This window comes from Frankia sp. CpI1-P (genome assembly GCF_001421075.1).
GTDB classification, from domain to species: Bacteria; Actinomycetota; Actinomycetes; order Frankiales; family Frankiaceae; genus Frankia; species Frankia torreyi.
The window spans coordinates 39,951-54,540 of sequence record NZ_LJJX01000010.1 but is presented as its reverse complement, the minus strand read 5'-3'; the positions used below and the strand labels follow the sequence as shown (position 1 = coordinate 54,540).

Below are 14,590 nucleotides of genomic sequence, written 5' to 3'. Positions count from 1 at the left end.
GCAACCATGACGTCCGCATCGGCTCCGCCCACGCCCGGCGCCGCGGCGGCGCCCGGTTCGAGGCCGCCGGCCCGCCCGGCGATCCTCACCGTCGACGACGACCCGAGTGTCTCCCGCGCGGTCGCCCGCGACCTGCGGCGCCAGTACGGGGAGCGCTACCGGATCGTGCGCGCCGAGTCCGGGGCGCAGGCGCTCGACGCGTTGCGGGAGATGAAGCTGCGCGGCGATCGGGTCGCCGTGCTGCTCGCGGACTTCCGGATGCCGGCGATGAACGGCATCGAGTTCCTCGAGCAGGCGATGGACCTGTACCCGACGGCGCGTCGCGTGCTGCTGACGGCGTACGCCGACACCACGGCGGCGATCGACGCCATCAACATCGTCGATCTCGACCACTACCTGCTCAAGCCGTGGGACCCGCCGCAGGAGAAGCTCTATCCGGTCGTCGACGGTCTGCTCGACGCCTGGCTCGCCGCCGACCACAGCCCCGTCACCGAGACCCGCGTGGTCGGGCACCGCTGGTCGGCGCGTTCCTACGAGGTGCGCGACTTCCTCGCCCGCAACCAGGTGCCCTACCGCTGGTACCTGTCCGAGGAGCCGGAGGGCGCGCGGCTGCTGGTCGCGGCCGAGGCGTCCCCCGACACGCTGCCGGTCGTGATCACTCCCGACGGGGTGACGTTGACCGACCCCACCGACGCCGAGCTCGCCGGCCGGGTCGGGCTGACCACCTCCCCCGCCGCGGACTTCTACGACGTCGTGGTGATCGGCGGGGGCCCGGCGGGACTGGGCTCGGCGGTGTACGCGGCCTCGGAGGGGCTGCGCACCGTCCTCGTCGAGCGCACGGCCACCGGCGGGCAGGCCGGCCAGAGCTCGCGGATCGAGAACTACCTGGGCTTCCCGGACGGCGTGTCCGGCGCCCAGCTCACCGACCGCGCGCGCCGCCAGGCGGTCAAGTTCGGCGCGGAGGTCCTCACCGCGCGCGACGCCGTCGCGCTGGAGATCTGCGGCCCGGCGCGCACGGTCCACTTCGACGACGGCCGGCAGATCTCCGCGCATGCCGTCGTCCTCGCCACCGGCGTGTCCTACCGGCAGCTCACCGCCCCCGGCCTGGACGAGTTCACCGGCCGCGGGGTGTTCTACGGCTCCGCGCTCACCGAGGCGCCCTCCTGCGCCGGGCAGGACGTCTACATCGTCGGCGGGGCGAACTCCGCCGGCCAGGCGGCGATGCACTTCGCCCGGCACGCCCGGCGGGTCACCATGGTCGTGCGCGGGTCGTCGCTGGAGGCGTCGATGTCCCACTACCTGATCCAGCAGATCGCCGGGGTCGAGGCGATCACCGTACGGACCTGCACCGAGATCGTCTCGGCGGAGGGCGACGGCCACCTCGAACGGCTCACGCTGCGCGACAACGCCAGCGGCGAGACCGAGACGGTCGACACCCAGTGGCTGTTCATCTTCATCGGCGCCGCGCCGCGCACAGGCTGGCTCGACGGCGTGCTGACCCGCGACGAGCGCGGGTTCGTCCTGGCCGGGCCGGACCTGGTCGTCGACGGCCGCCGCCCGCCGGGCTGGTCGCTCGACCGCGACCCCTACCACCTGGAGACGTCGGTGCCGGGGGTCTTCGTCGCCGGCGACGCCCGCGCGGAGTCGGTGAAGCGAGTGGCCTCGGCGGTCGGCGAGGGCGCCATGGCCATCGCGCTCGTCCACCGCTACCTGGAGAAGCATTGATGTGCCTCGCCGGAGCGAAGACGGCCCGACCAGGAGGGCGATCATGAAGACGGTTCCCTGCGACGTCGACGAGCTGCGCACTCTGTTCCTGTTCGAGAAGCTCNCCGACGACCAGCTTCACTGGCTGTGCGAACGCGGGCACGCCGAACTGCTCGAACCCGGCCCGGTCTACAGCGAGGGCGCGCCCGCGACCTGCTTCTACGTGCTCATCTCCGGCGCGCTGGTGATGTCCACCCGGGTGGGTGCCGACGACATCGAGGTTGTGCGCTCCTCCCAGCGGGGGGTGTACGCCGGCGCCTGGCACGCCTATCTCGGCGACCGGGTGCCCCAGCTCTACAAGAACTCGATGCGGGTGACCGAGCCCAGCCGCTTCTTCGTCCTCGACGCCGACGACGTGGCGACCGTGATGCGCGAGTGGTTCCCGATGGCCCTGCACATGCTCGAGGGCCTGTTCTTCGGCATGCAGAACACCCAGCAGGTGGTNGGCCAGCGGGAGCGGCTGCTCGCGCTGGGCTCGCTGTCCGCGGGGCTGACCCACGAGCTGAACAACCCGGCGGCCGCCGCCGTGCGGGCCACCTCGGCGCTGCGCGAGCGGGTCGCCGGCATGCGGCACAAGCTCGGCATGATCGCCGCTGGTCCGTATGAGCGGACCGAGCTGGAGGTGCTCATCCGCCTGCAGGAAGAGGCGGTGGAGCGGGTGGCGAAGGCACCGACGCTCACCCCGATCGAGGTCTCGGACCGCGAGGACCTCATCGGCGACTGGCTGGACGAACGTGACATCGGCGACGCCTGGGACGTCGCGCCGATCTTCGTGCAGGCCGGCCTGGACGTCGCCTGGCTCGACCACGTGGCCGACTCGGTGCCGGCGGGCGTGCTCGACGGCGCCGTGCGCTGGCTGACCTACACGGTCGAGAGCGAACTGCTCATGCGGGAGATCGAGGACTCCACCACCCGGATCTCGACCCTGGTCACCGCCGCCAAGCAGTACTCGCAGATGGACCGGGCGCCGTACCAGACCGTCGACCTCCACGAGCTGCTCGACAGCACCCTGGTCATGCTGGGCCGCAAGATCGGCGACGACGTCGAGATCCGCCGGGACTACGACCGGTCCCTGCCGGCGATCCCCGCCTACGCGGCCGAGCTCAACCAGGTCTGGACGAACCTGATCGACAACGCCGTCGCCGCGATGGACCACCGCGGCACGCTGACGGTGCGTACCTTCGCGGACCACGACTTCGGCGTCGTCGAGATCGGCGACAGCGGCCCCGGCATCGACCCCGCCATCCGGGACCGGATCTTCGAGCCGTTCTTCACGACGAAGGCGGTCGGCGAGGGCACCGGTCTCGGCCTGGACATCTCCTGGCGGATCGTGGTGAAGAAGCACCACGGCGACCTGCGGGTCACCTCCGTCCCCGGCGACACCCGCTTCCAGGTCCGCCTTCCCCTCGTCGCCCCCTCCGCCTCCGCCACCGACAGCCCAGCCGAGGACCCGCCCGCCAGCCCGCCGCAGTCCAAGCAGACGTGAATTCGCCCACCAAGATTTCACGTTTTCGGTGCCAGACCTGAATTCTGAACAGGGAGCACAGGAGCCGCCGGACCCGCGCCGGCGGGGTCCGCGAGCTGCTCCAGCAGGTCGGCGGCCTTCTCCTCGCGGCCGGCGCGCGCGATCTCGGCCTGCAGGCGGCGCGCCTGCGTCGCATAGCGGGGGTCGGCCAGCACCTGACGGACGGCCGTGCGGATCTGCTGCGCGGTCGGTGTCTGGGTACGCAGGTCGATGCCCACGCCGGACCAGGCCACCCGGGCGTTGACCTCGTTCTTGTCCTCGGTGCGGCCGGCGCCGACGATCGGCACGCCGTGCGAGAGCGCGAGCTGTGTCCCGCCGTACCCGCCGTTGGTGAGGAAGACGTCGATGTGCGGCATGAGCTCGTCGAAGGGGATGAAGCGTTCGACCCGGGAGTTGACCGGCAGCGTCCCGAGTTCGGCCGGGTCGGCGCCGCCGGTCACGGCGACCACCAGGATGTCCTCGCCGGCGAGCGCGTCCAGCGCGGGACGGATCAGCTGGGCCGAATCGGTCGCGACGGTGCCCTGGTTGACCAGCACGACCCGGCGGCCCGCCGTCAGTTCGGGCCACCAGGCCGGCGGCTGCCAGGCCGGGTCGGCCAACGGGCGCGGCGGGCCGACGAAGCACACCTGGGGCGGCAGATCCGGAACGGAATACTCGAAGCCGGGCGGGCTGAACTGCAGGTACAGCCGGCAGACCAGCGGATACTCGAACACCATCTGGGCGGTGGGCGCCAGGCCGAGCTGCCCGCGGACGTCGTTGACCGCGGCGGTCATCGGCCGGAACACGACCCGGCGCATGAGCTGGTCGAGCGCGCGGTTGCGCAGCCGTCCGACCAGGCCGGCGGACGGGGCCAGCCCGAGGCCGAAGGGCGCCAGCTCCCGGCTCGGGAAACCGAGCACGGTGATGCCGAAACCGGCGAACGCCGGGCCGCCGAGTTCCTGGATCAGTGCCGCAGCGATGAAGGCGGTGTCGCCGACGATGACGTCCGCGGATTCCCGCTCGAGCAGGGCGCGCAGATCCCGAACGTGTCCGAGCAGGGGAAGGGCGAACCCGTGGACCATCTCGAACTGGAGCTTGCGCAGTCCGGTCCGCTTCTGGTGACCGNGGAACCGCTCGTTCAGGTCGAGGACGCTGAAGTCGTTGTGGTGCTCGCTGAGGGGATGAAAGGTGGCGCCGGTGGCCGTGATGGCGTCGGCGAAAGCCGAACCGGCGTACCACCGGACGCTGTGGCCGCGCCCCACCAGGGTCCGGGCGACCGGGTAGGCCGGGGCGGTGTGGCCTACGCCGGGAGTGGTGGCGAACAGGAAACGGGCCACGGGAAGGTCACCTTTCGGCCGGACCGTCAGGCCACCGGGCTCAGTCCGCCGTCGAGGTTGACGGCCGTGCCGGTGATGTAGGCGGCCCGCGGGGAGAGCAGGAACGCGACGAGGTCGGCGAACTCCTGCGCCCGGCCCACCCGGCCCAGCGGGATGCCGGAGTCGCGCCCCATCCGCGCGTAGAGCTCGTCGATCCCGATGCCCTGCGCGGCCGCGGCCCGGTCCCACTGACCGCTCTCGACCATGCCGATGAGGATCGCGTTGACCCGGACGTTGTCCGGGCCGAGCTCCTTGGACAGGGCCTTGGTGAGCGCGAGTCCGGCGGCCCGGGTGACCGACGTCGGCATGGAGCCCGCGCCCGGCGCCCGGGCGCTGATCGACAGCGAGTTCACGATGCTCCCGCCGCCCGCCCGGCGCAGGTGCGGCAGGACGAGCCGGGACGCCCGCACCGCCGCGTGCAGCTTCAGGTCGAGGTCGCCCTGCCAGGCCTCGTCGGTCTGGCGCTCGAACGGCCCCGCGGAGCTGGCCCCGGCGTTGTTGACCAGGGCGTGGACGGCGTCCCACCGCTCGGTGGCAGCGGCGACGAACCGATCGAGGTCGGCCGGTTCCCGGACGTCGGCGACCACCGGCAGGACCTCCCCGGCCGAGCCACCCGCCGTCTCGGCGACCGACCGCAGCCGCGCGGCGTCCCGGCCGCAGAAGGCCACCCTGGCCCCCTCGGCGGCCAGGGTCCGCACCAGCGCGGCGCCGAGGCCGTCCGAGCCGCCGGTCACCAGCACGACCCGGCCCGAAAGCTGCAGATCCATCCCGCTCCCCTACTCCAGGCCGCCGCCCTGCCGGCCCTCCCACCGACGCCGGCCGTCCCGGAAGCCGGCCGTCCTACTGAAGGTAGTGCTCGACCTGGGAGACGCTGCCGGGCTCGGCGCCCTGCGGGTCCTGGCCGGCGTCGCGCCGGGCGCGGNGGCGGCGCAGCAGGTCCCAGCACTGGTCCAGCGCCTGCTCCAGGCGCTCGAGGCGCTCGTGCTCGGTCTCGGCGTCGATCTCGCCGCGGGCGCGGCGGCCCCGCAGCTCGTGCTCCTCGGCCACGAGGGCGCTGACCTGGGCGTAGATCCGCTCGTCGTCCACCCGCCCACTCAATCACGCCAGCCCGAGGCCGTGGGATCGGACCGCAAAGCGGAAGACNTTCGCGGAACGCGATTCTCGGGATGTGACCTGGCATACTGCGCGGGTGGAAATCGCGATGATGCGAGCCGCGGTCTGCCATCGGCTGGGCACGCCGGACGAGATCACGACCGAGCTGGTACCCAGACCCGAGCCAGGGCCGGGCGAGGCGTTGATCAGGGTGCACGCGGCGGCGGTGAACCTGCCGGACGTGCTCATCGCCGCGGGCCGCTACCAGGTGCCGGTGCCACCGCCGTTCACCCCCGGCAGCGAGTTCGCGGGGGTCGTCGTCGGCGTCGGGTCGCAGGTGACAGGCGTCCGGGTCGGTGACCGGGTGGCCGGCGCGGCGATGAGCGGCGCGTTCGCCGAGTACGTCGCCGCGCCGGCGACGTCGCTCATCCCGGTGCCGGCCGGGGTGGATCTCGCCACCGCCGCGGCGAGCTGGGTCTGCCACCTCACTGCCTACCACGCGCTGCGCTCGATCGCGGACATCGCGCCCGGGGAGCGGCTGGTCGTGCTCGGGGCCGCCGGCGGCGTCGGGCTCGCGACGGTGGAGCTGGGCGCGCTGCTCGGCGCGCGGGTGATCGCCGCGGCCTCCAGCCCGGAGAAGCTCGCGGCCTGCAAGGAGCGCGGCGCCGAGCACCTGATCGACTACGAGCGCACGCCGTTACGCGACGCGATCCGGGCGGCGGCCGGCGGCGCGGACGTGGTCGTCGACCCCGTCGGCGGACGCTTCGCCGAGGCGGCGCTGCGCACCCTCGGCTGGGGCGGGCGGTTCGTCACCGTCGGCTACGCCAGCGGAGAGATCCCGCGCATCCCCCTCAACCTGCTGCTGTTGAAGGGCATGATCGTGCGCGGCTTCGAGCTGCGCACCTTCCCCCAGTTCGAGCCGGAGCTTGCGGCGCGNGACCGGGCCGAGCTCGCCGAGCTGCTCGGCGCCGGCCGGGTCGCCCCCCTCATCGGCGCGCGCTTCCCGCTGGCCGCCACCGGTGCCGCCCTGACCCACGTCGCCGAGCGGCAGGCGATCGGCAAGGTCGTCCTGGAGATGACGGACGGCGACGACACCGGCGTCGAGGCCTGAGGTCATGGCCCCACTCCTGCCACCCCGGACCGGATGACTACTTTCCGTCACCATTCGCTGGTGTCGGCACCGCATGGGGGCACGGCCGCCCGGGTATGGACAGGACCGGGCTGCACGGGGTGCGTCGGGCCGCACGGGGTGGGTGAGGAGTCTTGGTACAGGAGCGTCCGGACCTCTTCGAGCTCCTGAACCTCGCGGTGACCGTGACGGATCTTCGCAGCGGCCGCCTGCGCCGGGCCAACGCGGCGGCCTGCGACCTGCTCGGCCGTTCCGAGGACGAGCTGATCGGCACGTACTGGCAGGACGTCACCGTGCCCGAGGAGCGCGCGCTGNGGCACGAGGAGATCCACCGGCCCGGCCAGCACGACCCGCCGTCCCGGCGGCTGGTCNGCCTGTGGCGCCCGGACCACAGCACCGNCCACGTCCTCGTCACCTCGGCGACGGTGCCCGGACCCGCGGGATGGGAGATCCTCAGCCAGCTCCAGGACGTCTCCGACGAGATCACCGCAAACGACCGGCTGCGCCTCATCCTGGACAACACGCCGGTATCGATGTTCCTGGTGGATCGGGCGGGGTTCGTCCTCGCCAGCGAGGGCCTCATGGACGCGACGCTGTCGCGTCTCGCCGAGCATCCCGACATCTCGGTGTTCACGCTCTTCGAGGACCTGCCCAACGCCCTCGGCCTGCTGCAGGCCGCGCTCGCCGGACGTCCCCTGCACAACGTCATCGAGGCGTTCGGCCGCTGCTTCGACCTGCATCTCATGCCGATCGAGGGACCCGAGGGCGAGGTGAGCTACCTGACCTGTGTCGCGACGGACGTCACCGAACACCAGCAGGCGCTGGCCACCCTGCGAACCCGCTCGGTCGAGCAGGCCATGGTGGCCGACCTGGGCCAGCAGGCGCTGGAGAGCCTCGACGCCGCCTCGATGTGGACCCGGGCCGCCCGGATTCTCGCCGAACATCTCGCGGCTGGAACCGTCCGGATCCACGAACTCGACGACACCGGTCGGCGCACCCGTACCCTCGCCGACGTCTCCCCCGCCGCCGAATCCCCCCACGACACCGAATCCCCGCACAACACCGGATCCCCCGCCGACCTGGCCCGAGCCGACCTGGCCCGAGCCGACGGCGGGACCGACGGGGCCTGGTGCCCGCCGCAGCCCCCCGCCGGGGCCGTCATCGGCGGCCACGAGCTCGTCGTGTCGACCGGCCGAGGTGATCGGCCGTCGGCGGTCATCGAGGTGAGCCGCCCCGCACCCGCACCGGCGTTCAGCGAGCAGGATGTGCAGTTCGTCCGCTCGGTCGGCGCCGTGCTGGGCGCGGCCGCGGTGCGCTTCCGGATGGAGGACGAGATCCGCCGTCGGTCCCTGCGCGACGGGCTCACCGGGCTGCCCAACCGGACGGCGCTGCTCGACCGGCTGGACCGGGCGCTGCAGCGGGCGCGGGGCGACGGGACCCGCATCGGCGTGCTGTTCATCGACCTCGACGGCTTCAAGACGGTCAACGACACCCTAGGCCACCAGGCCGGCGACCACCTGCTGCGGTTGACGGCGGACCGGCTCGAGCACGCCGTGCGGCCCGCCGACGTCGTCGGGCGGCTTTCCGGTGACGAGTTCGCCGTGCTCTGCGAGGACGTCGACTCTCCCGCCGTCATCGAGGCGATCGCCGACCGGGTGCTCGCCACCCTGGACACGCCCTGCGTGCTGCGCGAACGCACGGTCGTGCTGTCGGCCAGCATCGGCATCGCCCTGTCCGAGCCGGAGACCGCCGACGGCGAGGATCTGCTCAACGCCGCCGACATCGCGATGTACGCCGCGAAGCGTCGCGGGCCGGGGCGGCGGCTGGCGTTCGACGAGGTGATGCGCACCCGGCTGATGGCTCAGATCACCGAGAACGACGAGCTGCGCCGGGCCGTGTCCGCCGACGAGCTGGTCATGCGCTACCGGCCGATCCAGGACATCGACCGGGAGGTGGCCGGCGCGGAGGCGCTGCCGCACTGGCGACATCCGCACCGGGGGCTGGTGCCGCCCGCGCAGTTCCTGCCCGATCCCGCGCACGTCGGCCTGCGGGTGCCGATCGACCGCTGGGCCGTGGGCCGGGCCTGCCGGGCCGCCGCCGGGTGGGCGGACGAGCGCGCGGACGGCGCGCCACCACCGCTGCTGACCGTGGCTGTCTCCAGCCGCTGCCTCGTCGAGGCGCGGTTCGTTCCCGAGCTGGACGTGCTGCTGGCCGCCACCGGTGGGGACCTCCGCTACCGGCTGTGCCTCCAGATCGCCGAGCGGGAGGTCGCCGACGACGAGACGGCGCTGTCGGCCGTCTTCGGCGAGCTGCGGCGGCTGGGAGTCGACCTCTGCGTCGACGACTACGGGTCGGCCCGGACGATGGCCTCCGCCATGAACCGGGTGCCCTTCGGCTACATCCGGCTCAACGGGACGTTCGTCGACGGCGTCGACCGCAGCCCGGTGCGCCACGCTGCCTCGGGTGCCCTCATGCACTTCGCCCACGAGCTCGGCATCCGGACGATGGCCGGCGACGTCGGGACGGCCTCGCAGTGGGAGACGCTGCGGGCGCTGCGCTGCGACCTCTTTCTCGGCCCGGTGATCGGTCCGAGCACGGCGGGGCTGCCGCGGCTGGCCGGACGCGGGAACGAGCCGGACACCGCCCGCCGCCCCGCGGCCCCGTCTCGCGGACGGTGACGACCCCGCGCGGCGGCCGACTCCGAATGGTGACGGTCGGCGACAGCGACCCCCGCGGATTGGTGACGACGACGTCAGACCTGCCTCGATCACAAGCCGCCGCGAGCCACCCGGCGTCCCCTGGCCGCCCGCGGCGACCGCCGCTGCGGCGAGCACCGAGGACATCGCGACCGACGGGTCCACCGGGTCACCGTCGGCGCCGGCCCAGCGTCCGGCGGGTGCGTCCGCGCGCCGCGGCGGCCCGACGGGCCCTTCAGCAGCGGCCATCAGCGGACCGGGCAGCAGGTGACGGCCGCTCCGGCCGGGCACCGGTGCATCGGCTGCCCCGGGTCCGAATCTGAGGTTCAATGAGCGATGAAACATCTAACTTCGCACATGAGATGTACGGCGGGTTCCGGCGCGATCGGGATCGCGCCGTGGACATACACCTGCAAACGGGGCCTGCCCACACCCTGCGTCACGTGACATCGCTGTTAGAAATCGAGGTAGCCTCGTATGCTTAGGTGAGGCGCCGCCGCGTGCGGGCAGCCGCCCCGGCAGCGGTTCCGGCGGCTGGCATGGGTGCGTTCGTCCGGCGGCCCTGGGCCGACGGCTGCGGGCGAGATCCCGCCGGGGCCCACCGGCGTCCGCCCTCGATCCAGATACGGGTGGCGCTGTCGCTCCCGCCCAGGGCGGTGGCGCCTGATCCCCCCGGGCAGTAGAAATCAGGAAAGGCGTGACTCCCTCCGCTCTGCGAGAGGAACACGCGCGAGCGAGGAGGTCGAGAACGTGAGCCTTGTCACCAAGCCCGGTACCCGCTACCGGTCCGCCGTCGACCAGACGGAGATCATCGTGGTGAAACCCGCGAAGGGACCGATCGATCTGCGGTGCGGCGGCCATCCGGTCGTGGCGATCGGCACCGAGGCCCCCACCGGGCTCACTCTGGACCCCGCGTTCTCCGCCGGCACGCCGCTGGGCAAGCGGTTCGCCGACACCGACACCGGTCTCGAGCTGCTGTGCACCAAGGGCGGCACCGGTTCCCTGTCCATCGGGGAGGTCATCCTCGCCCAGAAGGACGCCAAGCCCCTGCCCTCCTCTGACTGACGGGTAGCCACGATGCACCTCGGGATGCTTCTCGAAATGGCCGCGGACGGCATGGCCGACCGGGTCGCGCTCGGCCCGTTGGCCTCCGGTCTGACCTTCGCCGAGCTGGCCAGCCGAGCCCGGCGCCTGGGCGCCGCGCTCGAGGCGCGGCCGGGCGAGCGGGTCGGGCTGATCGACCTGAACTCCCCCGCGGTTCCCCTGACACTGTTCGGCTCGGCGATCGCCGGCAAGCCGTTCGTGCCGATCAACTACCGCCTGGCGGATCCGCAGTTGCGCGCCATCGTCGCCCGCACCGCCCCGGCGACGATCATCGTGGGTGAGGGTGTCGTCGAGCGGGTCGGGCCGGTCGACGGCGTCGAGTTCCTCAGCCGGGCCGAGGCCCTGGCGCTCGCCGAGGACCCCGAGGGCAAGGAGAAGGACGGCTGGGGCGGCGACGCCGACGAGATCGCCGTCCTGCTGTTCACCAGCGGCACCACGGGCGAGCCGAAGGCCGCCGTGCTGCGGCACAGCAACCTGACCGAATACATCATCTCCACCGTCGAGTTCGCCGGCTCCGCGGAGGACGAGGCCGCGATCGTCAGCGTGCCGCCGTACCACATCGCGGGCATCTCGGCGGTGCTGTCGTCGACCTACTCCGGGCGCCGGGTGGTCCAGCTCGAGGCGTTCGACCCGGTCGCCTGGGTGCACATCGTCCGGCAGGAGTCGATCACCCACGCGATGGTCGTCCCGACGATGCTCGGCCGCATCCTCGACATCGTGGAGAAGGACGGCAAGGGCCTGCCCTCGCTGAGGTCGCTGTCCTACGGCGGCGGCCCGATGCCCCTGCCGGTCATCGAGCGGGCGGTCGGCCTGCTGCCGAACGTCGGCTTCGTCAACGCCTACGGGCTCACCGAGACCTCCAGCACCATCGCGGTGCTGGGCCCCGACGATCATCAGGCGGCGTTCGCCAGCGACGACCCGGCGGTCCGCGCCCGGCTCGCCTCCGTCGGCAAGCCGCTACCGACGCTCGAGGTGTCGATCCGCGACGCGGCCGGCGTCGAGGTGCCCACCGGCGAGCGCGGGGAGATCTCCGTGCGCGGCGGCCAGGTCTCCGGCGAGTACCTCGGCCGGGGCACGACGCTCGACTCCGACGGCTGGTTCCCGACCCGCGACGAGGGCCACCTCGACGAGGCCGGGTACCTGTTCGTCCACGGCCGGCTCGACGACGTGATCGTGCGCGGCGGCGAGAACCTGTCGCCGGGCGAGATCGAGGCGGTGCTGCTGGAGCACCCGAGCGTGCTCGAGGCCGCGGTCGTCGGGATCCCGAACAAGGAGTGGGGCGAGCAGGTCGTCGCCGCCGTCGTCACCTCCGGCGGGGTGACGGAGGAGGACCTCAAGGCGCACGTCCGCTCCCGGCTGCGCTCCAGCCGGACCCCCGACCACATCCAGTTCCGCGAGGAGCTGCCGTTCAACGAGAGCGGCAAGCTGCTGCGCCGAGTGCTTCGGACCGAGCTGTCCGAGGCCTTCACCTGATCGGTTCCGCATCGCGCGCCCGCCGGCCGGCTGCGACCGGCGGGCGCGGGGTGCGCGGGACGCGGGGTGTGCGGGGTGCGCGGGACGCCGCGTGCGGCGCCCGCGACGCGGCCCGCAGGCCGGCATCGGGTGTGCCGCGGACCGGCCGCCGTCCGGTGACGCGCGTCGGCGAGGACGAGGCGAGGATGAGCTCATCATGACTGTCGTTCCCACCGGTCCCGGTCCCGTCGGGGAGCCGGCGCTTGGCGCCGCGTCAGCCGGCGCCGCGGATCTCGCCCTGCCCCTGCAGGACGTCCTCGGGGTCCGGGAGACCGAGCCCGACGTTTTCGTCGGTGCCCGGGGCGCGCGCGCCCGCGCCGGCATCTTCGGCGGGCAGCTCGCCGGGCAGGCACTCGCGGCGGCCCAGCAGACCGCGGACTTCCCGGCGCACTCGCTGCACGGCTACTTCCTGCAGTCCGGCGACCCGGACATCCCGGTGAGCTACCACGTCGAGCGCCTACGCGACGGCCGCTCGTCGGCGGTGCGCCGCGTGGTCGCCCGCCAGCACGACCGCCGGCTGTTCGAGGTGATGGCGTCGTTCACCATCCCCAGGGAGGGGCTCGACCACGCCGATCCGGCCCCGCCCGATGTGCCCGATCCGGAGTCGGTCGCCGACCTGCCCAGCCATCTCGCCGCCTGGGGGTTCGACGGCCCGCTGCCCCCGCACTTCGCGGTGCTGGACTTCCGGCCGGTCAGCGTCGTGTCCCCGCTCGCGCCGCGGGCGTATCCCCCCAGCCAGCAGGTCTGGTTCCGGGTCAGGACCGCGCTGGGGGACGATCCCCGCGTCCACCTGCAGGCGATCACCTACGCGTCCGATCTGTACCTGCTCGCCACCTCCCTGCGGCCACACGGCATCGCGTCGGCCAGCCCGGGGGTGTCGTTCGCCAGCCTCGACCACGCGATCTGGTTCCACCGCCCGTTCCGGGCCGACGAGTGGCTGCTGCACGACCAGCACTCCCCGACCGCCTCCGCCGGACGCGGATACTCGACCGGCAAGATCTTCCGGCGGGACGGCACCCTGGTCGCGACGACCGCCCAGCAGGGTTTCATCCGCCCGCCGGCCGGCGCCGTCGGCGAGCAGCGCCCGCCGACGCGCTAGGACCGCGCCGCCCGGTAGATGTCCGGGACACCGTCGTGGTCGTCATCGGCCGTCTCGAGCTGGTGGATCCGCGCGTAGACGCGGTTGCGCAGCCGCAGCACCATCGTCGCCAGCAGGGCAGCGATGACCGAAGCGGCCAGCACACCCACCTTCACGTGATCGTCGCGGGCGCTGCCGGGTCCGAACGCCAGCTCCCCGATGAGCAGCGACACCGTGAACCCGATCCCGCCGAGCAGCGCGAGCCCCGCGACGTCGATCCAGGCCAGGCCGCCGTCGAGGCTCGCCCCGGTGAACCGGGCGACGAGCCAGGTCGTCGCGAAGATCCCGACCGCCTTGCCGACGACCAGGCCGACGACGACGCCGAGGGCGGCCCGGTCGGACAGCGCGTCGGCGAGGCCCCCGAACCCACCGACGGTCACCCCCGCCGAGCAGAAGGCGAAGACCGGCACAGCGACGCCCGCCGACACCGGCCGCCACCGGTGCTCGAAGTGTTCCGCCAGCCCCGGGCCCGCCTGCGGTCCCCCGCCCCCCTCGCTGCGCGCCACCGGCACCGCGAAGCCGAGCAGCACCCCGGCGACCGTGGCGTGCACCCCGGAAGCATGGACGAGCGTCCAGGTGAGCACCGCGAGCGGCAGCAGCAGCCACCACGCCCGCACCCGGCGCTGCACCAGCACCGTGAAAGCCGCCAGCGGGACGACGGCGACGACCAGTGGCACCGCGGACAGCTCACCCGTGTAGGCGACGGCGATGATCGCGATCGCCAGCAGGTCGTCAACCACGGCGAGGGTCAGCAGGAAGGTCCGCAGCGCCGTGGGCAGGCTCCTGCCGACGACCGCGAGCACCGACAGAGCGAAGGCGATGTCGGTGGCGGTCGGGATCGCCCATCCCCGCAACGCCCCGCTGTGCAGGTTCACCAGCGAGTACAACACGGCCGGGACGGCGACTCCGCCCGCGGCGGCGGCCACCGGCACCGCCGCCCGGCTCGGGTCGCGCAGGTCCCCGGCGACGAACTCACGCTTGAGTTCGAGACCGGCGACGAAGAAGAAGACGGCCAGCAGCCCGTCGGCCGCCCACTCGCGGACCGAGAGGTCCAGGTGCAGCGCCGCCGGGCCGAAGTCGGTGGCCAGCAACGCATCATAGGTGCCCGACCAGGGTGAGTTCGCCCAGCCGAGGGCCAGGACGGTGGCGGCGAGCAGCAGCGCCCCACCGATCGTCTCCTCGCGCAGGATCCCCGCGATCCGCCGGGTCTCCGCCCAGGAGCCGCGGGCGAACAGGAGGGCACGTCGCGTCGGCGGGTTCAGAACGGTCTCCCAG

Annotated in this window: 11 protein-coding genes and 5 pseudogenes; 11 read left to right on the top strand and 5 right to left on the bottom strand. The window is 73.1% G+C overall.

What is annotated here, in order from left to right; genetic code table 11:
* The first annotated feature begins 6 nt into the window (after nucleotides 1–6).
* From FF86_RS08990 to FF86_RS08985, 3 genes and pseudogenes are all read left to right on the top strand, one after another.
* The gene (locus tag FF86_RS08990) at nucleotides 7–1,725 is read left to right on the top strand and encodes an FAD-dependent oxidoreductase (RefSeq protein WP_199865293.1); all 1,719 of its coding nucleotides are present in this window, start codon (nucleotides 7–9) and stop codon (nucleotides 1,723–1,725) included.
* Between the two features lie 104 nt (nucleotides 1,726–1,829).
* Nucleotides 1,830–2,208 (top strand): annotated as a pseudogene (locus FF86_RS44165) (cyclic nucleotide-binding domain-containing protein); the annotation flags it as partial.
* Nucleotide 2,209: 1 nt separating this feature from the next.
* On the top strand, nucleotides 2,210–3,250 hold a 1,041-nt coding region (locus FF86_RS08985; RefSeq protein WP_242418433.1), incomplete at its 5' end, for a sensor histidine kinase.
* Between the two features lie 17 nt (nucleotides 3,251–3,267).
* On the opposite strand, the gene FF86_RS08980 is transcribed toward FF86_RS08985, so the two are convergent.
* The 4 genes and pseudogenes from FF86_RS08980 to FF86_RS08970 all read right to left on the bottom strand — a co-directional run.
* Nucleotides 3,268–4,005 (bottom strand): glycosyltransferase, encoded by a 738-nt coding sequence (locus FF86_RS08980; protein ID WP_396229823.1) that lies wholly within the window; start codon nucleotides 4,003–4,005, stop codon nucleotides 3,268–3,270.
* A 626-nt stretch (nucleotides 4,006–4,631) separates the two neighbouring features.
* A complete protein-coding gene (locus FF86_RS08975; RefSeq protein ID WP_044882948.1) occupies nucleotides 4,632–5,411 on the bottom strand; it encodes an SDR family oxidoreductase in 780 nt (259 codons plus the stop codon).
* Between the two features lie 73 nt (nucleotides 5,412–5,484).
* Nucleotides 5,485–5,566 (bottom strand): annotated as a pseudogene (locus FF86_RS44155) (DUF2630 family protein); the annotation flags it as partial.
* A gap of 1 nt (nucleotide 5,567) precedes the next feature.
* Nucleotides 5,568–5,730 (bottom strand): DUF2630 family protein (locus FF86_RS08970; RefSeq protein ID WP_242418446.1); only part of this gene is annotated, 163 nt, incomplete at its 3' end.
* Nucleotides 5,731–5,845: 115 nt separating this feature from the next.
* On the opposite strand from FF86_RS08970, the pseudogene FF86_RS08965 reads away from it, so the two are divergent.
* The 8 genes and pseudogenes from FF86_RS08965 to FF86_RS08945 form a co-directional block, all read left to right on the top strand.
* Nucleotides 5,846–6,672 (top strand): annotated as a pseudogene (locus FF86_RS08965) (NADPH:quinone oxidoreductase family protein); the annotation flags it as partial.
* A 1-nt stretch (nucleotide 6,673) separates the two neighbouring features.
* Nucleotides 6,674–6,847, top strand: a 174-nt coding sequence (locus FF86_RS44150; RefSeq protein ID WP_242418445.1) for a zinc-binding dehydrogenase, incomplete at its 5' end; no start/stop codon positions are given.
* Nucleotides 6,848–6,999: 152 nt separating this feature from the next.
* A pseudogene (locus FF86_RS44145) lies at nucleotides 7,000–7,179 on the top strand (PAS domain-containing protein); the annotation flags it as partial.
* 1 nt (nucleotide 7,180) lies between these two features.
* Nucleotides 7,181–7,236: pseudogene (locus FF86_RS44140) on the top strand (hypothetical protein); the annotation flags it as partial.
* Nucleotides 7,237–7,265: 29 nt separating this feature from the next.
* On the top strand, nucleotides 7,266–9,543 hold a 2,278-nt coding region (locus tag FF86_RS08960; RefSeq protein ID WP_242418432.1), incomplete at its 5' end, for a bifunctional diguanylate cyclase/phosphodiesterase.
* Nucleotides 9,544–10,311: 768 nt separating this feature from the next.
* Nucleotides 10,312–10,626 carry a hypothetical protein gene (locus FF86_RS08955; RefSeq protein WP_011603124.1) on the top strand — a complete coding sequence of 105 codons (315 nt, stop codon included), beginning with the start codon at nucleotides 10,312–10,314 and terminating at the stop codon, nucleotides 10,624–10,626.
* 12 nt (nucleotides 10,627–10,638) lie between these two features.
* The gene (locus tag FF86_RS08950; protein WP_044882946.1) at nucleotides 10,639–12,138 is read left to right on the top strand and encodes a class I adenylate-forming enzyme family protein; all 1,500 of its coding nucleotides are present in this window, start codon (nucleotides 10,639–10,641) and stop codon (nucleotides 12,136–12,138) included.
* Between the two features lie 196 nt (nucleotides 12,139–12,334).
* Nucleotides 12,335–13,276, top strand: coding sequence for an acyl-CoA thioesterase II (locus FF86_RS08945; protein ID WP_055408933.1), 942 nt, complete (start codon nucleotides 12,335–12,337; stop codon nucleotides 13,274–13,276).
* On the opposite strand, the gene nhaA is transcribed toward FF86_RS08945, so the two are convergent.
* Nucleotides 13,273–14,577, bottom strand: coding sequence for a Na+/H+ antiporter NhaA (nhaA, locus tag FF86_RS08940; protein WP_044883046.1), 1,305 nt, complete (start codon nucleotides 14,575–14,577; stop codon nucleotides 13,273–13,275). The two genes, FF86_RS08945 and nhaA, sit on opposite strands and share 4 nt — an antisense overlap.
* Between the last annotated feature and the right edge of the window lie 13 nt (nucleotides 14,578–14,590).